13 protein-coding genes are annotated in these 21,887 nt (G+C 49.3%); 4 read left to right on the forward strand and 9 right to left on the reverse strand.

The annotated features are described in order from the left end of the window. Positions 1-38 precede the first annotated feature (38 nt). Positions 39-788, forward strand: coding sequence for an MBL fold metallo-hydrolase (locus tag ABEQ74_RS05780; protein ID WP_430120324.1), 750 nt, complete (start codon positions 39-41; stop codon positions 786-788). On the opposite strand, the gene ABEQ74_RS05785 is transcribed toward ABEQ74_RS05780, so the two are convergent. Together ABEQ74_RS05785 and ABEQ74_RS05790 are read right to left on the reverse strand one after the other, a co-directional pair. Beyond that, on the reverse strand, positions 779-1,729 hold the full coding sequence (locus tag ABEQ74_RS05785) for a hypothetical protein (protein WP_430120943.1): 951 nt from the start codon (positions 1,727-1,729) through the stop codon (positions 779-781). The two genes, ABEQ74_RS05780 and ABEQ74_RS05785, sit on opposite strands and share 10 nt — an antisense overlap. 98 nt (positions 1,730-1,827) lie before the next feature. Continuing rightward, positions 1,828-5,166, reverse strand: a complete 3,339-nt coding sequence (locus ABEQ74_RS05790) for a DUF5107 domain-containing protein (protein ID WP_430120326.1) — start codon at positions 5,164-5,166, stop codon at positions 1,828-1,830. Between the two features lie 117 nt (positions 5,167-5,283). Here ABEQ74_RS05790 and ABEQ74_RS05795 point away from each other — a divergent pair, with 117 nt between their 5' ends. Continuing rightward, positions 5,284-6,228 (forward strand): helix-turn-helix domain-containing protein, encoded by a 945-nt coding sequence (locus ABEQ74_RS05795; RefSeq protein WP_430120328.1) that lies wholly within the window; start codon positions 5,284-5,286, stop codon positions 6,226-6,228. Between the two features lie 216 nt (positions 6,229-6,444). On the opposite strand, the gene ABEQ74_RS05800 is transcribed toward ABEQ74_RS05795, so the two are convergent. From ABEQ74_RS05800 to ABEQ74_RS05815, 4 genes are all read right to left on the reverse strand, one after another. Then, complete coding sequence (locus ABEQ74_RS05800) at positions 6,445-8,556, reverse strand: alpha-galactosidase (RefSeq protein WP_430120330.1); 2,112 nt, start codon at positions 8,554-8,556, stop codon at positions 6,445-6,447. Between the two features lie 100 nt (positions 8,557-8,656). Beyond that, positions 8,657-10,270 carry an ABC transporter substrate-binding protein gene (locus ABEQ74_RS05805; RefSeq protein ID WP_430120332.1) on the reverse strand — a complete coding sequence of 538 codons (1,614 nt, stop codon included), beginning with the start codon at positions 10,268-10,270 and terminating at the stop codon, positions 8,657-8,659. A gap of 122 nt (positions 10,271-10,392) precedes the next feature. Then, a complete protein-coding gene (locus ABEQ74_RS05810) occupies positions 10,393-12,228 on the reverse strand; it encodes a sensor histidine kinase (RefSeq protein ID WP_430120334.1) in 1,836 nt (611 codons plus the stop codon). Next, on the reverse strand, positions 12,206-13,747 hold the full coding sequence (locus tag ABEQ74_RS05815; protein WP_430120336.1) for a response regulator transcription factor: 1,542 nt from the start codon (positions 13,745-13,747) through the stop codon (positions 12,206-12,208). Before ABEQ74_RS05815 ends, ABEQ74_RS05810 begins: the two co-directional genes overlap by 23 nt. Before the next feature lie 174 nt (positions 13,748-13,921). Between ABEQ74_RS05815 and ABEQ74_RS05820 the strand changes: the two genes are divergently transcribed. Beyond that, positions 13,922-14,899: an ABC transporter permease gene (locus tag ABEQ74_RS05820; RefSeq protein ID WP_430105239.1), complete on the forward strand. Its 978-nt coding sequence runs from the start codon at positions 13,922-13,924 to the stop codon at positions 14,897-14,899. Positions 14,900-14,918: 19 nt separating this feature from the next. After that, positions 14,919-15,812, forward strand: a complete 894-nt coding sequence (locus tag ABEQ74_RS05825) for a carbohydrate ABC transporter permease (protein WP_430120338.1) — start codon at positions 14,919-14,921, stop codon at positions 15,810-15,812. A gap of 247 nt (positions 15,813-16,059) precedes the next feature. Here the strand turns inward: ABEQ74_RS05825 and ABEQ74_RS05830 are convergent, their stop codons facing one another. The 3 genes from ABEQ74_RS05830 to ABEQ74_RS05840 all read right to left on the reverse strand — a co-directional run bounded on the left by ABEQ74_RS05830 (position 16,060) and on the right by ABEQ74_RS05840 (position 21,886). Further along, the gene (locus ABEQ74_RS05830) at positions 16,060-18,354 is read right to left on the reverse strand and encodes a helicase-related protein (RefSeq protein ID WP_430120340.1); all 2,295 of its coding nucleotides are present in this window, start codon (positions 18,352-18,354) and stop codon (positions 16,060-16,062) included. Beyond that, positions 18,354-19,283, reverse strand: coding sequence for a hypothetical protein (locus ABEQ74_RS05835; RefSeq protein ID WP_430120342.1), 930 nt, complete (start codon positions 19,281-19,283; stop codon positions 18,354-18,356). The genes ABEQ74_RS05830 and ABEQ74_RS05835 overlap by 1 nt, the downstream gene beginning before the upstream one ends. A gap of 251 nt (positions 19,284-19,534) precedes the next feature. Continuing rightward, entirely contained in the window at positions 19,535-21,886 is a 2,352-nt protein-coding gene (locus ABEQ74_RS05840) for a glycoside hydrolase family 95 protein (RefSeq protein ID WP_430120344.1), read from the reverse strand. Position 21,887 lies beyond the last annotated feature (1 nt).

The following is a 21,887-nucleotide window of genomic DNA, read 5'->3' on the forward strand; positions in this document are numbered from 1 at the left end:
GCGATTGAGGGAAATTCTTTAGAGTGGAGGTATGTAATATGATAATTGGTGAAGGTATTGCAATGCTCGAAATTTCTGCTGCCATGATGGGCAAGATGGAAACGATCCACCTGACAAGCATATGGGATCATCAGGAGAGGGTGCTCCTGGACGCCGGCTATCCCGGCCAATTGAAGCTTATTGAGGAACAACTCTTGAGCTGCGGTTTTTCAGCTGAGGATATAACCAAAATCATTATAACACACCACGATTTGGATCATATCGGCAGTTTACCGGACGTGATCCAGAACAGCAGTCACACGCCCGAAGTTTTCGCTAGCGAAAGGGAGAAGCCTTACATAGAGGGAGAGCAAAGAAATGTCAAACTTTCGCCCGAATCCATAGCGCAGGCAATGGCTTCGGTGCCAGATTCCGTTCCAGCTGAGTGGAAGAGTGCTTTTAAACATATCCTTGAGCACCCTCCTACAGCCCGAGTGAACAGCATATTAAGCGATGGCGAAGAACTACCATTTGGCGGCGGCATCATTGTCATTCACACACCAGGCCACACCCCCGGCCATACTAGCTTGTATCATATTCCAAGCAAAACCTTGATTGCCGGGGATGCACTGAATGTTGTAGAGGGACGGCTGGTCGGTCCGAATCCGGCAACCACTTATGATTTAGTATTAGCCAAAAGCTCACTGCAAAAGCTCACTGAATATGACATCCAGAACGTGATCTGTTATCATGGCGGTTTATTTACGGACAATCCCAACCAGCGCATTCGTGAATTGGCTTATGAATAAGTGTTGTCGATCCAGCTAATCTCAACGTTCCATGTATACGTGCCGCTGGGCAGCACTTCAGCCGCTGCCTGACGATGCATGGCATACGAGAGATCATCGAGCAGCCCCGTCGCTGGTTCCAGCGCAAGATGATACTGTCCCTGATAGCCGCCGTAATTCGCCCATATCGCTAAATAAGGCACCTGCTCTTTAGGAAACGTCATGCGGAGTCCTTCCCCCGCAACCGGATCGTAAATGGAAGCTGTCCCCTCCGGCAGCTCACCAGCAAAATAGAATTTCTCAGCGGTTGCTTCAAGCCTGCTGCCAGTTCGATTCAAGCGGATATGGGGGTTATCCTCCCATGGCTGCGGCCATGTACGAATATCGCCGAATTCTCCCAATCGACCGTTCGCCGAGTACGATACGATGATCTCACTCAACTTGTCTGGAACAATGATCTCTACGCCTTCATCGATTTGAAACAACGGATGCGCGGCCCACAGGAAAGAGAACGGGAACGGACACGGATTATGAACGGCATAGTCGATCCGTAGGGTATCTTCACGGGGGAAGGAGTAGGTTTTGCGCAGCTGATAAGGAATTCGGATTCCTTGAACACTGCAGAGAAGCTGATCCTGCTCACTGTGCGCCTTCCATGGAATAGACCATACCTCGCCATGATCCGGAAGCTCCGTTCCTTCCCATGGATACGCGGGATACCGGCAGTCATTGATCGTTGGAAACATTTCGTCCCAGCCGCTGCCGTCCCGCTGTCCAAAGGAGCTTGCATACCCGTTCGTTTCCAGTGCTCCAGCAGGCTGCACCAGCCATTCCCGGCCAGTCTTTCGATTGCGAAGCGAGATGACCCTGCTTCCGAGTTCAGGCACCACGACCATCTCCATCACCTCCGTGCGCCCTGTCCAAACCTCATATCCATCCAGCATCCCTTTGCTCCAGATCATCATCTTCATCCTCCTCCGTTATAGTCAACGCATCACCCGGAATGCACAAATGCTCAAGGACCGTTCATAACGGCCCTTGAGAAGGTAGTGTCAATCTCTTAAATCAACGTCTTGCAAAGCGCCAAATGCAACGCAGCTCCTTGATGGTGAGACTCCAGCTGCAGCACCTCGCGGAACAGGGTCTCCGCGAACTGCTGGTCACCAAGTCCAAGATGCCCGAGCCCCATCATGTAGCGGCAATGAATTTCGTTTCTTTTGTCCAGATCTTCATCAAACACCAGAAAGTCCGGCAGCGATACGGCAAAGTAATCAATGCTCTGAGGCTCGAATATATGCTTCTCCCCGTAATCGATCAGCTTGTTAAACCGGCTGCGGGCTTCATTCTCTCGGCCCAGTCTCCGCAGCGCAGCCCCTTGATAAAAAATCATGTGCGGCGGCTGATCGTTGTAATACATCGCGCTGGTTGGCTCATCGAGTCCCTCGGAAGCTTTCAGGAAGTACGCCTTCGCCTCTTCCGAGAGGCCAAGCCCCTCGTACGCGCAGCCCAGGTAATAATCGATGTTGTTTTCCTGTGCTCCCGTGAGTTTCCCTTCATTGATGTTGAGTGGATATTGCTTGGCAACAAGCAGCTGCTCTATTGCATCCTCGCAGCGACCATCCTGAAGCAGCTGCTTCCCCAGCTCCACACGGGCCAACACATACTGGGCCGGAACCTTGCCCTCGCCGCCTTCCCAAGGGTGAAAGTTACGTTTCAGAATCAATGCCAATGCCTCCTCATAACGATTCAGCGTATTGTGCAGTGTCAAATATTCCAGATATAAATCATCTCGCTGCTCGACCAGCTCCATGTGCTCCTCCATCGCTTTCAAGCGATCGTCCGGAGCATGACCAAGCTTTTTATACAATTGGTCCAGCTCGTAGAAAACCCTGGCGTCCGCCGGATTCAGCGAGAATGCGGTTTGCAGGGATGCCAATGCTTGGTCATGGTCCTCTCTCTTATTATAATAAGCGAGAGCCAGATTCCGATGCGGCGTAGCGAAGCTGCCATCCAGAGCGACGGAAGTTTCCCAGCTGCTTATGGCTTCTTCGTAACGCTTCTTGTCGTACAGCAGATTCCCTAAGTAGTACAACGCCTTCGCATCCTGCGGCTGAACGCTGAGCGCCTGCTTTAACGTCACATAGTCATACAGGGAATTCGGGAAACAGTACGAAGGATCGGCCTTCGAGGCCAATCGGTAGCAAGCGGATGCCTCTTCCGTCCGATCTATCTTCATTAGATAACTGCCCTGGTAATAATAAACCATCGGATAGACGGCTGGTGCCGTAAGGCGTTCGAGGCGCTGCAGCACATCCAAAGCGTCGCCATATTGGCCTGCATCCGCATAGTCCTGAGCAACGGCGATATAATGATGCGGATTATCGCGCAGGAGCTGGACAAGTGATTCGTAAGAATGCCGGTTCTTGTCCTCTTGCTTCAGTTCTTGATATACGGCTGCCAGCTCGTTCATCGCACCCGCATCCATGGGATCCAGCTTGAGTGTTTCCTCAAGCCATGATGCTGAATCCGCCAAGCGTCCCAGCTTTCTTAAGACGAAACCCTTGAGATGCCTCGCCTTATAATTACGGTACTGGGCAGCAAGGGATCGTTCGATCAGCTCGAACGCTTCCTCATATTCCCGCTTCTCACAAGCAATCTGGGCTAAAGTGAGATAGCCAGCCCCTTGCCAAGCCCCCGACCAGACCGCCTTGTACAGATAAGCGTATGCTTCGTCCAAACGCCCCTGCCATTTCAAGGCTTTACCCAAATGATAGAACGGTTCGCTGTCATAGGGCCGGGCGTTGTGGCGGGTCAAGGTTTCAATGGCTTTTCTAAAATAAACCTCACTTTGCGTAAAGCACCCTCTGCGCAGCAGGAGCAAACCATAGGCATTGTTTAGCCTAACGTCTCCCGCATCGCGCCAAAGACCTTCTATATAGTAGGCTTCCGGTTCATAGGTTGCGTGCCTGTACTGCTCCAGATGCTGCCCTGCCAAGAACAGTGCTTCGGTATTCTTCAGGTCCTCCGGCTTGCCAATTGCCGTGGCCGGGTCCGGCGTCCTCTCCAAGGTGCGTGGCTTGGGCTGGTAAGCTACCAGCTCTCTGCCGTCCTCAGCGAATACCACCACCCGCACATCTTCTTCCCTGACACCGGGATCCAGTTCGATCTCGGCCTGGAAGGTGTCGGCCGGCGAAAGCTTGACCTTTCGATCCAAGTATGTTCTTCCCGCTCCGGTCATCAGAATGCGCCCCTCTTCGATAACCGAGGTTGCATAGGCATGGACAACGGCCTTGCGACCGTGGACTTCGAGATTAACGGCGGCGTCAATGGACGCATTCTTCACCAGCCCGATGTCTTTGTAGGGCATGAAGTACTGCTTGAAGCTTTTTTCCTCATACGGCGCCAGCCAAGTGAAATCGGGCTGGTTATCGGTATACACGCCGGTCATGAGCTCGATGTACGGGCCGTCTTCGTCGGTCAGGTTACGATCCCAGGCCTGGCCGAATTCGCCGTGCCCCCACGTCCACTGTTTTTTGCCGGGAGATATATGTTTATTGGCGACATGCAGAATTCCCGCTTTCAAGGCATGGTCATAACCACCAACGAAATCGTAATCCGAATGATAGGCCATATAGGATGTCGGAACGGGAATGTTGCGGTACATGGAAATATCGACGCCTGCCGAATAGTCCTGCTTGTAATACGTCCCGGTTGCGATCGGAAATTTGGACACGTCCCGTTTCCCGTGGTCGAACACCGCGTGAACATCCGGTGGAAATACGGACTGGGTATGATCGTTGACTGCTACGGCCGGATTCGCCCACCACAGAAAGGTCTGCGGCTCCGATGTTGGATTGTACATCTGCGCCTGAATTTCAAGATACGCCTTGTCCGGATACAGCGTGAAGCCGGTAGACACCTTCGTGCCGTACATCCGATCAATCTCGCCGACCCATACCGTCTTGCTGCCATCCGGGTGATCCGTTTCCCTCCACTCCACCTCGCCGTAGGTGTTCGGACGGTGATGCTGCGGCCAGTTAAATTCGATTCCCCCGGATATCCATGGACCCGCAAGACCAACCAAAGCCGGCTTGATCACTTGATTGTGGTATACAAAATCATAGTTGTTGGTTTTATCGATGGCCCGGTAGATGCGGCCGCCAATCTGCGGCATGATCTGAATCTGCACATACTCATTTTCAAGGAAAATGATCCGGTAGGGCTTTAATACTTTCTCGTCGTAAATTTTATCGATGACTGGCAGTGGATAGACACGCCCCGAGCTCCCCTGATACACCCGCTTCTCCAAGAACATCGGGTTCAGGTCCGGCTTTCCCACATCATACGTGGGAATCTCCACGTTCTCTTCCCGTACGCTAACATGCAGCTGTTTAGTCATGATTCGTCATCCCTCCATTAATATCAGCATTGGCTGCTTCATGACTCTATCTTATAAGCCTACCTGCCGAAGAGCCATTGACGATATCATGTTCATGATGGATTATATTCTGATTTATTGGCTTTCCATCAGGTTGACAAGGCTGCCGTCCCGATACATAGTAGAGCTATGGATACCATACGAAAATCAGAGGGATTCGAGTCCCAGAAAATCATTGTCCTCCCGGATCATATTATGAAAGAGGCTGCCCGGCATCCGCTTGTGGAACCGCTGCACATAACCGACATCGGATACTTTCCACGCGCGCTTCATCACTTCCGGGAACGCCCGGAGGGCAGCGGCTCGTACATTTTAATCTATTGCGTGGAGGGGGAGGGCTGGTACCGATTGAACGGCAGCAAAACCTATTCTCTGCTCAAGGGCCAGGCTGTCGTCATCCCACCGGATACGCCGCATGAATATGCATCAACGGAGTTTCATCCCTGGAGCATTTACTGGTGGCATATGAAGGGGACACATGCAGGATTATTGTTCGAAGGCTTTACCGACGCAGCCGAACCCACCGTCGTTCCGGTCGACCAGTCAAGGAGCATCGTGGAGCTGTTTCAGGAAAGTTACGAGCTGCTGCAAAAAGGGTATACGCTGAACCATATCATCCATGTCTCGCAGCTCGCCGGCCACTTGGCGGCCGTCATCCGCCTCGTCCGGCTCCAACCGCAGCGGGGGCAACACCAGCACAACAAGCATGACATGGAGCAGACACTTCGGTTCATGACTGAGCATCTAGAGGACCATGTGAGCCTGAAGGAGCTGGCGGCTAACGCCAATCTGTCCATCCCGCACTTCACCTTCCGGTTCAAGGAAGCGACGGGCTACCCCCCCATTGATTATTATTTGCGGCTCAAAATCCAACGAGCCTGCCAGCATCTGGACCTGACCGGCCAGAGCGTCAAGGAGATCAGCCACCGTCTCGGCTTCCAGGATCCCTACTATTTCTCGCGGCTGTTCAAAAAAATCATGGGAAAATCCCCTTCCGAATACCGAGATACCCGGAAGGGGTAGGATTTCCTGGTTGTTTGCTTATACTGAACCCAAGCTTCGGTTCGCTTGACCTCACTACTATAGAGGACTAGCATAACAACAACTAGAGTAGGGACGATTTCCTAATCTATAGAATCCAATATGGGGGGTATAATCTATTCATTGGGTTTAGATCAACCGCAAAAAGCGTCGTATCGCGAAAGGCAATACGACGCTTTTCTATTTCAATGAAACATCTTAGCCCTGTTTCTGAATCCGATAAACCAGGCTATCGAAATCCCCACGCAGCGGCAGCTCAATTCCGATGTTCATGAGTGCCCTGCCGCTCCATGTACCTTCAAGCCCCTCGATGCTATACGACTGATCGGCTTGCAGTCCAGTCATCCGCAGTCGTGGCAGCGGCTCGCCCAGCTTCTGGCTGTGCAGGAACGCAAACAGCACGTTGTCGCTTCCGTCTTCGTTTCCATACTGCACGGCTGTTACGCCTTTATGCCGAAGGGAGTCCAAGCGATACTGGCTGCCGAACTGAACCAGATGGCGAATGGATTTATACTGCTCCACATATTCGGCCGATTCCGCAATCAGCTCATCGCTCCACTCATTCAGGTTGGAGCCGATGCCGAGCGTTCCCATCATGGCGCTGTGGAAACGGTATTTCAGGGATACCTGTCTGCGATTCATCCCTGTCGGCGACTCCGTCACCCAGCAGGTCATCATCCGCGGAGCATACGTGTACGAGAAGCCCTCCTGAATGCTGAGGCGGTCAAAGGCATCCGTGTTATCGCTCGGCCAGGATTGATCGGCATACCGGAAGATGCCAAGATCGATGCGCGCTCCGCCACCGGCGCAGGTTTCAAACGCCACATGCGGGAATTTGCGCCGCAGCTCCGCCCAGATCTCGTACAGACTCTGAACGTGGCGAATCCAGATCTCCTTCTGGCGGTGAAGCGGATGATCCTTCATGCCGGGTTCGGTTACGGTCCGGTTCATGTCCCATTTAATGAACTTGATGTCATGCTTCTCCAGCAGGTCCGTCATAAACTGCACAATGTAAGCCTTAACCTCCGGCTTCGAAATATTCAGCAGCAGCTGATTGCGAAGCTCCGAGCGCTCCCGCGTCTCGAAATGGTACACCCAATCCGGGTGCTCCCGGTACAGGTCGCTGTCCGGATTGACGGCCTCCGGCTCCACCCAGATGCCGAAATCCATGCCCAGCTCATGCACCCGGTTAATCAGCTCACCGAGGCCGCTCGGGAATTTCTCCCGGTTCACGAACCAATCGCCAAGCCCGGCGCGGTCGTGGTTGCGCCCGCCGAACCAACCATCGTCCACGACGAACAATTCCACGCCCAAACGCGCGGCTCTTTCGGCCAAAGCCATTTGATCCTTGGCATTGACATCGAAGTACGTCGCTTCCCACGAGTTATACAGGACCGGTCTCGTCTCGCTGCCCGGCAGAACATCCGAATATTGATAGCGATGCAGCCGCCGGCTCATCCCTCCAAAGCCGCCGCTGCTGTATCCCCCGACGAAGCTTGGCGTATCGAAGCCTTCCCCCGCTCCCAGCACCCACTCGCTGTCGAAGTCATTGATGCCCCCGGTCACCCGGACATGCTCGAACACCGTACGCTCGGCCGTGATCTTCCAGTTTCCGCTCCAGGCCAGCGCGCCGAACCATACCTGCCCCGCCGACTCCGTGGCATGTCCGTCATCCATTGCAAACCAAGGATTGGTGTGGCTGTCCGTAAAGCCCCTTCGGGATTCCAGCACCTTCTTTCCTTCGGTGAGGAAGGTGCTGCGCAGCTGAAATTCGCCGGACCATTTCCCCGTCACGTGCGTGAGGCGGTAATCCGTCAGATAGGGGATGACCCATGCCGCGGATTGCGAATTTTCCAGCACGATATCCGCCTCGCCGCGGTTTACGATCCGGGCTGAACGTTCAATTAAGTCGCACTCTGGAATCACCCGATAAGACAGCTCCACTTCGAGCGGGTACGCTTCGTCCTTCATGACGATGATCAGCGTTTCCCTGCCTTCCGTCTTGAGCGTCCGGTGCCCGGCATAACGAACTGCCAAGTCGCGCACGCCATCCGGCATCCGGACCTTCAGGCTGGGCTCGCTGTATTTGACTCCGCCCCAGAAGCTGTATTCCTCCACCTCCGAATGGACTTCCGCATCAAACGAGCTGTGCGATTTCGGCTTGAGCAGCGGCGCCGCATCTTCGATCTCGATGGGCTTCCCCCAGTAGAGATGCTGCAGATTGCCGCTGTCGTTGATGCCGAACAGATAGGAGCTGTTATCGGTTTGTATCGCAAACACGCGAAACTGTTCTTGGTATTGAATGGTCATAGAATATCATCCTTCCGATTCGTGTTGATATGGTTATTGCCTGCTCAAGAAAAAAAGGAGAGCCAAAAGACGAATCATCTTTTGACTCCCCCTAGCCAGATTATTTGCCCCACAGCTCTTGACGTTTGTTGAAGTTGTCCGTGTAAATCTTTTCCAGCTTGGTAAGCCCAGCCGCCTCGATCTCGGCCATCATTTGGTTATACGATTCCACCAGTTGGTCCTCGGACGGTGACAGGGCCATCATCAGGAAATATTTATTGATAGTGTCGTTCACCTTCGTTTCCATAATGGCTTCCGGCGTTCCGCCAGCCGGACCCAGGTTGTCATACGGTGCCGTATCGAACGATGTGTCGGCCAGGTTCTTGATCGCCAGATCCGTGACCGGATCGGTCTGGTAACGGCCCATCAGGTCATAAGGGGTTCCGTCCTCGCCAGGACCATTCTTGATCATCCAGGTCCACTTGCGAATGCCTGTCGTACGGGAGGCTTCGTCCCAATTCTTCTTGAAGGCGTCCAGCACTTCTTGTCTTGGCACATGCTTGCCGTCCTTCATGTCCCAATGCTCGCCTTCTACTCCCCACATCAGCAAATACTGGCCTTCCTCGCTGGCCAGGAAATCCAGCAGCTTCATCGTACGGACCGGATCCTTGTTGGATCGGCTGATGGCTACGCCGTCCCAGCCCAGGGAGCTCTTCGGTCCATAGGTTGCCTCTTCCGGCTTCACGCCCGGAGCTAGCACTTTATATTGGTAGAATTGACGCTCGTCCTCGGTTGCCTTATCAGCGGCCTCGGTTTTGAGGAGCGTATTCGCATTTCCCACATTCCAAAGCGCTTCCGCCGTGGCAAACACGTTTCCGTTGCCCAGCTTCTGCTCGTACTGCTTGGTCTTCATCGTTGCCCATTCCTTGTCCAGCAACCCTTTACGGTACAGGGAATTCAGGAACTTGACCATTTCGAGATACTGCGGATCGCGGACATCCTTCTTCAGCTCGCCGTTGGTCTCGTAATACGGCATCATGCCGTACATTCCTTTGAGGCTGCCGGTCACGCTGCCGATATTCTCGCCGTTGAGTGTCATCGGAATGCTTTCTTTCCCGTCGATCGTTGGATACTTCTCTTTGAACTTGACGAGCTGCTCCTCGAATTCCTCCGCGGTAAAAGGCTCGCCGTTATTTACCTTATCCCCGACGCCCAGCTCCTTCATGATGTCCATGCGCATCATGAATCCGAATACCGGGTACTGCTCCAAGCCGTACCAGTTGGATAAATAATAATTTTTGCCGTCCTCGCTTCGGGTTTTGGTCAACGTGTCCCCATACATTTTTTTGATATTCGGTCCATGCTCTTCAATCAGGTCATTCAGCGGGACGATCGCGCCGGAGGTAATATACTTGTTCATGATATCGCTTCCACGACTCAATAAAATAACATCGGGAAGATCGCCACTGGCCAGCATCAGATTCAGCTTCTCCACCGGATTGCCCGTAGGCTGCTGGATCTCGACGGTGACGCCCGTTTTTTCCGTAATCACTTGCGCAACCGGGTTGGTAAAGGCATCCCCCGTGTTTTGGTCAAACCAGGTTAACGTGATCGGCGCGTTGCTGTCCGCATCCGTTCCACTATCTCCGCCCGATGCCGCCTTCTGGTTGTCGGCGCAAGCCGAAAGCGTTGTCATAACTAGGGCTGCTGCCAGAATCAATTTTAGTTTCTTCATTTGCTGAACCCCTTTCTAAGGTTGTCATATTCAAAAGCTCGAATATATCTATCATTGTAAAAATCAGGAGTTCAATCATCTATAACGCAATCTTACAATTCATGATGCAAAACGTCTTTCATTCAGGGTAGCACCTGCTGCCTGTCCCGTTCGTTTGCTGGATGCCTATCGGAGATTACAGGTATCCGAATGGTCACCGCGGTCCCGATGCCGAGCCGGCTGAAGATGCTGACGCCATATTCCTCCCCGTAGGTCAGCTTGATCCGGTCATCCACATTTTTTACGCCGTATCCAGACAGATTATCCGATTTGTTCAGCGCGCGATCGAGCTGTTCCGGCTTCATCCCGATGCCGTCGTCGATGACCTGGAGTAAAATGTCGTCCCCCTCTTGTCTCAGCTTCACGTTAATGTTGATTCCCAATTCGTCCACAATGGCATGATTGATGCAGTTCTCGATGAACGGCTGCAGAATCAGCTTGATCGTTGTGTTCCCGAATAGCTGCTCATCCAGGTCGTAATGCATATGGAGCTTGTCCCGGAACCGGATCTTCTGGATCGCGACATAATTCTTCACCAGATTGATTTCCTGCTCCAGCAGAATGATGCGTTTCCCTTTATTCAGCGACACCCGATAATACTTGGCCAAATAATTGACCATCTGGTACACCTGCATGGCCCCTTCCTTGATCGCCAGGGAAGAAATGGAGGACAAGGTGTTGTACAGGAAATGGGGGTTGATCTGGGCCTGGAGCGTATTCAGCTCCGACTCCTTCCTTGCGATCTCCTTCACGTACACGTCATGGATCAGGGATTGTATGGTCGAAGCCATCTTATTGAACGCAAAGGACACCTGGCCGATCTCATCATGCCCCATCGGCCTAATCGACAGCCGGAAATCCCCGCGCTCCACCTTCCGGATCTGCTGCAGAAGCACCTCGATGCGCTTGGTCATGACTTTGGTCGTAAAATATAACAGCAGGATGGCAATGCCAATCGCCAGCGCGGAGAACCAGATGACGTTCTTGGTCGCCCGATTCGCATTGACCAGCAGCTCGTCGTAGGGTACGGTGATGACCGTGGACCAGCCGTTGCTGAGCTTTTTATACGTAAAAAAACGCTTCTGGCCGTTAATCTTAACATCGAAAGAACCTGCATCCTGGGTCATCCGCTCCTGAATCGGGAACACATCAAACAGCTGGTTGGATTGGAGATTCTGATCCCCCGTACTGATCACGCTGCCAAACTCGTCGATAATATAAACGCTTTTGTTGTAATTCTCCATTTTGATCATGGAGTAGAATTCGTTTGCGTTAATGTCCATGGTCAAAATCCCGTATGGATGCTGCAGGCTGAAATAACTCAAGGAACGGGCAATGGTGATATACGCATCATCGGACTTGAAATCACTGGAATGGAAGTATACTGTACTGCCGGCGGCATCCAGCACCTGTTCCTCCATCACCGGTGGCAGCTCTTCCGTATATTTGACGTATTGGCCGTCGGAATAGAGGGTATGGTTCCCCGTATATATCGTAATACCCAGAATATTGGCATTCAGGGTCATCAGGGACGGCAGCGTCCGATTGATATATTGGAACGCATCCAGATAATAATACGCCTGCTCATAATCGGTAGACAGATAATTGCGGAGCTGCGCATCCATGTAGAGGATGTTCGACAGCTGATTGTAGTACTCCAGCCGTTTCTCCACGTTGGTGTTAATCTGTGCCAGCGATCCGCCCAAGGCCGTATAGGTATGCTCCGTAATCGTGCTGCGCGTCGAAGAATACGAATAATAGATCAGCAGCGAGAACGGCAGGATGATTACGATGAGAAAGATGAAAAAGAACTTGTGCCGGATCCGCCAGTTGGTGTATGCGCGTAAGTGAGCGAATGGGAGAACCCCTGCCAGACGGCTCCACGGACCGGTCGGGCTAGATGTTTTTGCGGTATTCATTTGGCGTAACTCCTTGGTTTTTTAAGAATAGGGAAATGAAATAGGAAGTGCTCTCATAACCGACCCTTTGGGCAATGTCCTGCACTTTGAGCGAATCGTCCGCCAGCAGCTCCTTAGCTTTGTTCAGCCGGATTCTTGTTAGGTAATCATGAATCGTCATGCCGGTTTTCTCCTTAAAGACGGAACGCAGGTAGTTGGGAGACAGATACACCTGATCGGACAAGCTGTTGATCGTGATGGCCTGGTGATAGGTCTGGTCGATCGTCGTGCGCACCTGGTGCACCAGCCTGGCATTTTTGTCCATGAACCGGTGTTCCAGCGTCTGGATCGCATGCCTGGCGTAATCCATGATGATCGCTTCGATTTCAATCATGGTTCGGCACTGATAGATGGAATGGTAAAGCTCCGCACGCTTGTGGCTCTCCGTGATCGGTTCGTGGATCCCCTCCAGCAGACGCTCCACCAGTCCGATGGCAAAATCGCACACTTCGGTTTTTCGGATTCGCAGCATGACCAGCCGATTGAAGTAATCCCGCAGCTTCTGCGCGGCCTGCTCGGACGCCAGCTGATGAATGTCCTCGAAATAGGCCGTTTCTTGGAAAGGAGGAATTTGCCCGCTCTCCAGCTGCCGCAACACGTCCTTGGCATAGATGACTCTCCCGTTCCCGACGTAAAACATCTCCTCCAGCATCAGCCGCGTCTCCCGGTATACATCCTGGATGCGGGACAGCTCTTCCGGCTCCTCGTTCACGGCCGCTGTCATCGTAAAGCCCAGCGCTTCCTGCATCTGCTTCAGCAAACCCTCCCACGTAAAGCGGCTCAGATGGCTGGCGGCATCCATGAAGATGCCCAGCTCGCCTTCCCGGCAGATGACCAGATCCGCTTCGAGCTTCTTGTCAGCAAGCCACTCTTCCATATGTGTCTGCAGACGCGCCATGCCATCCTCGAGGGATAGCCCCGGCTGTGCTGCGTGCGGAGCATCGAGGCCGAGCAGCGTTAGGGTATACGTTCTCGGCTCCGTATGGCGGGACAGCTTATGGTAGCTGGCAGCGAGGTTTCGGAATCGCTCCTCGTTCTGCTCGAACATCATCTCTCGCACGATATTGGATTTGGTCACGCGAATGGAGCGGTTCTTCATCCGCACTTCCTCACAGCGCTGTTTCACTTTATCGATAACGCTTACAATTTCGCTCAGATCCAGCGGCTTCAATAAATAACCGACGGCTCCCACGTTTAAGGCTGATTTCACATAATTGAATTCATCGTGTCCGGTCAGGAAGACGAACTGAATCCAGTCGAATAACTCACTCACCCGTTTTGCCATATCGAGCCCGTTCATGACGGGCATCTGGACATCCGTCAGTACGATATCGGGCTGAATCACCTCAATCTTCTCAAGGGCATCTCTGCCGTTCAGGGCCGTTCCGGCTACATATATCCCCATCTCTTCCCAACGAATATAATCTCGGATCATCTCTAACTCTAGCTCTTCGTCATCTACGAGAAAAATGCTATACATGCTCATACCCCCTGTGTCGGCTTTATCCCTTCATATTATAGCGATTTCGTTATTTTAACTATGGGAACAAGCAATGTAAGTTATTTTCAAGCATCTTTCGTTACATTGTCATATCGACACTCATTTTTTCCGAGTCTTATAATTTGAGTTAACTTGAGATGCGAGGTGCCCCATATGAAAACTACTACAACCTTACAGACGCGGAGTGACTTGAACTTAAGTCCTCATCGAAAAAGCCGCTGGGCGATGCTGAAGCAGCAGAAGTATCTATTCCTGATGATGCTGCCCGGACTGATCTGGGCCATTGTGTTTGCGTATACACCCATGGTTGGTCTATACATGTCCTTCGTCAATTACCAGCCGACGCTCGGCGGCTTCTGGTCGACCCTGTTTTCGAGCGAGTTCGTCGGCCTGGAATGGTTCCGTTACTTTTTCAACAACGGCGACTTCTGGATCGTCATGCGAAATACGCTGGCCTCCACGCTGATCACGCTTCTCTTCTCCTTTCCGATGCCGATCCTGATCGCCATCGCGATTAATGAGATCAAGAATGTGAAGTTCAAAAAGACGGTGCAAACCGCCTCCTATCTTCCCTATTTCATCTCCTGGGTTATCGCGGCCAACATCATCGTGACCTTGCTCTCCTCGGACGGCGCGATTAACGGCATATTGAAATTCCTCCACATCACCGATGAAAGCGTTTTATTCCTGCAGAACGGCAAGTACTTCTGGTGGATCGTCGCGCTCGGCAATACGTGGAAGGATATGGGCTACAGCTCGATTATGTATTTGGCAGCCATCTCGTCGATCAACCAGGAGCTCTATGAAGCGGCCAAGGTCGACGGCGCCAACCGTTTTAAGCAGATCCGGTACATCACCCTGCCCCATCTGAAGCCAACGATTGTCATTTTGCTGATTCTGGCGCTTGGCGGCATCCTGAACGCGGGCTTCGACCAGCACTTCCTACTCGGCAATGACCTGACGCGGGATTACTCCGACGTCCTGTCCACCTATTCGTTCCGCTATGGTATCCAGAACGGCATGTTCTCCTATGCGGCAGCCGTCGGCATGTTCAGCTCCGTGGTCGCTTTCATTATCGTGGTCATCGTCAACTATACGGCGAAGAAGCTGAACGGGCAGTCCCTATTCTAAACCCTAAGGAGGTACATCCATGTTAAGCAAAAAAACCGTGCCCGAGCGTATCTTCGATGCCTCTTTATACCTGTTCCTGACCGGCATCTTTATCGTCACCTTCTATCCGTTCTGGAACATCCTGGTCATCTCCTTGAACGATGCGACCGATACGATGCGGGGCAATCTGTACTTCTGGCCGCGCGTGCCAACCATCGAGAGCTACCTGACCATCTTCCGGAACCCGGAAATCTGGAGCGCCATCAAGATTACCGTGCTTCGTACCATCGTCGGGACGGCGGCATCCATCTTCTTCATCACGCTGCTCGCCTATCCGCTCAGCAAGCGCAATCTGCTCGGGTGGAAATACTTCTCCTTCTTCTTTGTGTTCACGATGTATTTCGGCGGCGGGCTCATCCCGACGTATATGATCATCAAATCCCTGGGGCTGATCGACTCCTTCTGGGTCTATATCTTCCCTGGGTTAATCGGCGTGTTCCTGATGATTCTGGTGCGCACCTTCATGGAGCAGATCCCCGGCGAGATCGAGGAATCCTCCAAAATCGACGGCGCAAACGACCTGCAGACGTTCTTCCGCATCATCATGCCGCTGTGCGTGCCAGTGCTCGCCACGATCGGCCTGTTCCTGGCCATCGGCCACTGGAACTCCTGGTATGACTCCTATGTGTATACCTACAAGCCGGAGCTCAAGACCCTGCAGGCCGTCCTGGTCAAAATCCTCAACCAGTTCCAGACCGCCGGCATGATGTCCGATGCCCAGCAGCTGGCGCAGGGCTCCAAGCGGATCCCGGTCTCCAGCGAAAGCATCCGGATGGCGGTGACCATGGTCGCTACGCTGCCGATCATTATGGTGTATCCTTTTGTGCAAAGGTATTTTGTGAAGGGGATTATGATGGGGGCGATAAAGAGTTAGGGGTTTGTTGGGAAAGAGGAGAAGCCCTTACCCGGGAGGGTAAGGGCTCTTATTAATGTCAACAAATATATGAATGATGTTGGAAATGAATAGAACAAGAAACATTGTTATAATTTGAGAGTCAGTTTACTCCAAAAAGGAGGGAAAACTTTTTGCCCTTTAACATTATCGTCCTACGAATGGAATGATTTGAAAAGAACTTACTTGTTTATCATATGATTTCTACAATTTTAACATCAATTATATCTTAGTTAGAGATTAATTTTCTTAATAAGTTTAGCTCATAACTATCTAATATTTTCTTGAATTGATCCTCAAGATGATCAAAATTATTAGCTACAGCTTCTCTGGAATACCCCATAACATCGTTCATTCTTGACTCCAATTCTTTGATTGCTGTTATTGGAAATCCCATTTCAGCCAAGTATGATCCAATTTCTGTCTGAACTCCAACTTCGAAGAATCTTATTATTCCATCAATAGCTAAAGAATCTGTTTTAATATTAGATAATTCACAAACGTAAGCTAGGAGATTTCCAAAGATAGCTACAAATTTTGGGACCTTATATTCTACAATGTTTCTTATGTTATAAAATACCCTCATATATGCTGCATCAACTGTTTCAAATGTGTGTTGTTCATTTTTATCCAACTCAAACTTCAGCAGTAAAAAAAATCCGTTTGGCATCGCATATTGCGAAGCTATTATTCCGTAACGCGAAACTTCAAATTCATTAAGAATATCAACTAATTTAAAGTATTCGAGAACTCTATAAATAGTGCGATTAGTAAGAAATGCACGAATACTGGAGCATTGATATACTAAGCTTTCTAAATCAGTTTTACTCAGTTCCCTTAGAGCTTTTATAATTTCTACCTGTTTCAAGCTATCGACTAATCTATTTTTCAATAAAATTGTTGGATCAATGCCTTCATCAGCTATAATTTTATCTCTTAATTCTTTTTTTTGGGCATTGGATATTGTTAAGTCTTCAAATTGAGAATTATCAAGATCAATATATCCCAGTTCTTGATCACTAAAAGTCACAAAATCTAATTTATCATCTTCTTGTTCAAGTTTCTTATAAATTTCAGACTCTAAATAAAAGATACGACCAATAAAATGATGATAATACCTACCTGCCCTACCATTTATATTTTTTATATCGAATGATTTCAACTCTTTATGTCCCTTTGTTTTACCGTAAAAAATAATATTTTTAGCTTTCGTGTTTACACCCTCAGTAATTGATGTTGTAGTAAAAACAAACTTTATATGACTTTCGTTAAATAACTCAAGAATTTCATTTTGTATGTATTTCGGGAAAGATCCATGATGAACCCCTATTTCTTTTTTTAATGAATCAATTATAGACCAACTATTTGAGGTTTGTAGACCATTGTGGCTAAACGAATAACGTCTCTCTAAATGGTAAATAAAATCATTTAATTTTTTGGACTTAGACATAGGACTTGATGTTAAATCCCTAGTTTCACGTGCAAGTTCCGTTACTTTACTTTTTGATTCTGCATATATAATAGTTTGACCCAAATCTTTACTGTTAATATGGGAGATTATGGTTTTCAACTTGCTGATTTTTGAAGTATCAACATACTTTATTTTTTCATTATTTACTTTGAGGATACTTGTCCAGGATTTAATATGTTCTTTTTTTATAAGTTCTGTCTTAATATTAATTGGTACAACAGAGAATTTTTCTATAAATCTCTTAAATCCGTCTCCAATATGGTCAAGATTAATATAAGGGCCTGCTAAATAAAAGTCACTTGTTGATCTTGAAAGCAGATATAAAGTGACTCTAAATACACCATCTCTTTCACTTTCAACTGGATTCTCTCCATTGTCAGCTGTGTTAAAAAAGTTATCTATTTTATATATTTCATCCATAAAGAAAAAATCTAATTGTAAATCTGGATATTCATTTATGAAGCTGAGCATTCTTTCTGGTGTTAAAATAAACATGTTGAATTCTTCCAGTTCAGTATGTGTATTGCTCACTATTTTATATTTAAGTTGCCTTTCTTTTATAAACTTTCTAAACTCAAAAACATTCTCATTCAACAATGAAACTGTTGGGAAAATTAATGCAATATTTCGATAACGATCCAAATTATGATAAATTAGCTCTCGTAAAAGAAATGTTTTACCAAATGATGTCGGTGCACTTACTAAAATCCTCTTATTCTCAAGTGATTGAAATTGTCGCAATACATTCATTTGATTATAATCGAGTCTGTTACCAGTCAACGTAGTATAATATTGATCAATTAGATTATTCTGAAATATAAAACTTACGTTTTCGTCAGAAGCTATATCATCCAATTGTATATCATTCATTATATTATATCCAAAAGTTCTCATTTTTTGAGCAGCAACATATAAGAGTTCCTTCATAAGTGGTGTTTCTTTTTCAGAACTATTTTCTGATATTTCACAAACTATGTCTTTCAAATTATTAAAACTCTCGTCTGACCCATCGTAACTATTTATAGACTCAATTAATCTCAGTTTATTCTCCATTATATCTCCACCATTCTCTTTCTAAGCATCTCCAAATCTCTAATAGGAATAAAGAGGATTAGTATCTGATATTCAACATCTAATAATGCGTCAAATTTATCGTCGAACCTATCAATTAATTTAGCTAATTCATTATTAATGTTTTCATCGATTTTTTCTTCTACTTCATAAATATCTGAAGAAGAATAGGCTATAAGACATGGGAAAACTATTTTAATTTCTTCTTTTTCAAAAAACTCATTCAATAATTGTGCTTTTTCTTCCTCAGAAAGCTTTAGCATTTCCGCCTTCATAGATACATTATTAATTTTCTTAAGTAATTCTAATGCTTTATCTACAGCACTTTTCTCTTTATCAGCTATAAAATATAGCTGTTTAGATGTATATAACATGTTAGTCTTTTGCTCTAAATCAGTTGTAATAGATCGCAAGCAATAACTGATATCCCCCATCTTAGCTTGGCCTAACCACAATTCATTTTCTGTATTGCTTGTAACAATATGAAGCCCATCAAAACCCTTAATCTCTTGATTATCTGTCATTTGTCTATAGATGGCCCTTGTAGCTAACTTATTAACATCTCCTCTAAATAAGGTTATAAGTAAATCAAGTAAAAGCTCACTATAAAGACCATTTGAAGGACCATATCTTTTGGGCAATCTATGTTGTAATGCAAAACATGCAGCTGCTTCAAGATCACTAAGCAACCCAAATTCAAATGAGTCAATAACCTCTTTCTCCGAATATGCATAAAAATAAATATATTTTCTCATATACGATGCTAACAATTCTTCCGCATCTTTTTTATAATCATGTCTATATGGGTGATATATATGCTTTTTTTGTTCAGAATTATATTCATATATAATAAGGTTTCTCATATGAGCTCCAATAAGATCATCAAATATTTCATAGTACTTATTACCCATGAATCCACACCCCCTAATAAATAATTTGAACTAAACCTATGCGTATCAACAATCTAATATCCCAATTCCAACATAATCGAATTATCTTTTTACATATTTCGCCATGAACCACCCTTTACCTTCGGAACGTTTGTTCTATTTCGACAATTGCTACTTTAGTAACTTCACATTGATCTAATTAATGAGTAAGCCCTAGGGAAATTCCCCAGGGCTGATTTAATTTTTTATGTGTCGTCTCACCTATCAAACGATTATTCATTAACTTCCAGATTCTCCTCAACTTCACAAACCACTCCTGCCACAAAACCCACCTCCATCTCCCTTCCCCCATAAAACACACGCACACTCTTATCCTCATTCCCCTTCACCCTCGCCTCAACCAGCTTCCCATCTTCCCAGCTCATATCCACCTCGATATTCCCTTTCGCCTTCAGCCCTTTCACACTGCCTGTCGGCCATATTGCCGGCAATGCCGGCAGAAGATGAATCTCGCCTTCATGGCTTTGCAGCAGCATTTCTGCGATGGCGGCGGTGCCGCCGAAGTTGCCGTCGATGACAAAGATGTTGGCCTCGGCTCCGGCAACGCCGGGTTTGGAGTAGGTGAGCATGTTGTCAAAGCACAGCTCCCCGATCAGGTGGGCGATATGCTGCACGGCCTGGTCCCCGTCATGTAATCGGGCGTAGAAGAGTCCGAACAGTGCTGCGGTAAATTCGATATCCTCCAGGTCGGCCCGGCTGTTCCGATTCTCCAATGTCACACGGGCTGCCGCAGCTAGTTCCGGCGTATGATGCGGGGTGATTTGGCTGCCGGGATACAGGGCAAACAGATGCGACAGATGGCGGTGCTCCGGCTGCGCCTCCTCGTAGTCCTCCAGCCATTCCTGCAGCTGTCCCTTCTTGCCGATCATCAGCGGAGGCAATTGATCCAGCGCTGTCTGCCACTTCTGCTGAAGCTCCTCATCCACGCCCAAGGTCTGTGCTGCCTTCACGCAGAAGGCCAGCAAATCCCGAACCAGGACCTGATCCATGGTCGGGCCCATGGACAGCTGCTGATGCCCATCCTCCGGATTGCCGGTATAAAAGCTGTTCTCCGGCGAATTCGACGGACCTGTCACCAGCCAGCCATACTTCGGATGCACGGTCATGTAATCCATGAAAAAGGCCGCGGCCTCCTTCAGGACGGGATAGGCCAGCTCCTCCAGAAAAGCCTGATCTTGGTTATACGCGTAATGCTCCATCATATGCGTCGCGATCCACAGTCCGCCCGTCACGTTGAGCCCCCAGGAGGTTTCCCACCCCGGTGACGCAAATCCCCAGGCATTGGAGAATACATGGGCCACCCAGCCTTCGGCATCATAATAATGGCGCGCAGCCGAGCGACCGGCCACCGACAGCTGCTGGATGTACCGCATGAGCGGCTCATGGCTCTCGCTCAGGTTCGCGGCCTCCGTCGGAAAATAATTCATCTGGGTGTTCGTATCCAGGTGATAATCGCAGCTCCAGGCCATCTTGTTGGCTTCGCCGTCATTCCATATGCCTTGCAAATGCATGGGCAGGATGGAACCTTGTCGTGATCCACTAATCGTCAAGTACCGGCCATATTGATAAAACAACGCAAACAACGCCGGATCGTCCCAGTTGCCCTGCTTAAACCTGCCGATCCGCTCGTCCGTAGGCAGACTGGCATGCTCGGAGCTTCCCAGCTCCAATCGTACGCGGGCATACAGCGGCTGATAATCCGCTAGATGCTTGGCTCTCAGCGCGTCATATCCTAGCAGCAGAGCCTGCTCCAGCTGCAACGCGCTTTTCTCTCGCCAGCCCTCACCTTCTTGACGGTAATCCGTATTCACCGCAAAATAAATCGCCGCCTCATCCGCCCCGGATACGTTTATGGTGTCAGCCGTGCAACTTACCTGCCCGCCTTCCGCAGCGACCCGAAGCTGGCCTTGGCAGGACACCCCGCACTCCCCATTGCTATGTACGTCTTCCAGCGCCTGTCCCCGGAATTCGATCGTGTCCTTTTCGGTTACGACAGTATGAAAAGGACCATTCTCGCCTCGAATCGAAATGCGGAATGACACGCCTGACGAGCCATGGCTGCTGCGAATCCGGGATACGATCACCTGATCGGCATGGGAAGCAAATACCTCTCGCGTCATCTCCGTTCCATCGATCTCGCAAATAGAACGTGCCACCGCCTCCTGCAGATCCAGTTCCCGATGGAACAGCGGCTCAGCTGCTGCATCTTGTCCCCCGCCTTCGGAAGGCTCCACGTTATGGTCAAACTCCAGAACGACTTGGCATAGTCCCAGATTGGTGCCAAAATTCAATTTTCCCGGCTCCAAGTGCTTCTTGGCCAGTCGATCACCTTCGCGATAATCGCCCTGGAAGAAATACTGCCGCATCCGCTCTAAAACCGCTTTGCTGTTGCTTTGCCCTTGAGCCGGCTCCGGCTGGCCGGACCAATAGGTAGTTTCGGTAATATTCCAGACCTCCCGATGCGGAGCGGATATGACCACATTCCCCATTCGGCCGTTGCCGATCGGCAGCCCTTGCGGCCAGCCCTGAGCTGGTTTTGTATACCACAATTTCATGTCTGTCATC

This window comes from Paenibacillus solani, assembly GCF_050475945.1.
GTDB classification, from domain to species: Bacteria; Bacillota; Bacilli; order Paenibacillales; family Paenibacillaceae; genus Paenibacillus_AQ; species Paenibacillus_AQ solani_A.

Excerpts from the sequence above, each read along its gene's own strand:
- ABEQ74_RS05800 (WP_430120330.1), bottom strand. The coding sequence starts at position 8,556 with ATGACCATTCAATACCAAGAACAGTTTCGCGTGTTTGCGATACAAACC.
- ABEQ74_RS05835 (WP_430120342.1), bottom strand. The coding sequence starts at position 19,283 with ATGGGTAATAAGTACTATGAAATATTTGATGATCTTATTGGAGCTCAT.
- ABEQ74_RS05830 (WP_430120340.1), bottom strand. The coding sequence starts at position 18,354 with ATGGAGAATAAACTGAGATTAATTGAGTCTATAAATAGTTACGATGGG.
- ABEQ74_RS05825 (WP_430120338.1), top strand. The coding sequence starts at position 14,919 with ATGTTAAGCAAAAAAACCGTGCCCGAGCGTATCTTCGATGCCTCTTTA.
- ABEQ74_RS05780 (WP_430120324.1), top strand. The coding sequence starts at position 39 with ATGATAATTGGTGAAGGTATTGCAATGCTCGAAATTTCTGCTGCCATG.
- ABEQ74_RS05790 (WP_430120326.1), bottom strand. The coding sequence starts at position 5,166 with ATGACTAAACAGCTGCATGTTAGCGTACGGGAAGAGAACGTGGAGATT.
- ABEQ74_RS05810 (WP_430120334.1), bottom strand. The coding sequence starts at position 12,228 with ATGAATACCGCAAAAACATCTAGCCCGACCGGTCCGTGGAGCCGTCTG.
- ABEQ74_RS05785 (WP_430120943.1), bottom strand. The coding sequence starts at position 1,729 with ATGATCTGGAGCAAAGGGATGCTGGATGGATATGAGGTTTGGACAGGG.
- ABEQ74_RS05820 (WP_430105239.1), top strand. The coding sequence starts at position 13,922 with ATGAAAACTACTACAACCTTACAGACGCGGAGTGACTTGAACTTAAGT.
- ABEQ74_RS05805 (WP_430120332.1), bottom strand. The coding sequence starts at position 10,270 with ATGAAGAAACTAAAATTGATTCTGGCAGCAGCCCTAGTTATGACAACG.
- ABEQ74_RS05840 (WP_430120344.1), bottom strand. The coding sequence starts at position 21,886 with ATGACAGACATGAAATTGTGGTATACAAAACCAGCTCAGGGCTGGCCG.
- ABEQ74_RS05815 (WP_430120336.1), bottom strand. The coding sequence starts at position 13,747 with ATGTATAGCATTTTTCTCGTAGATGACGAAGAGCTAGAGTTAGAGATG.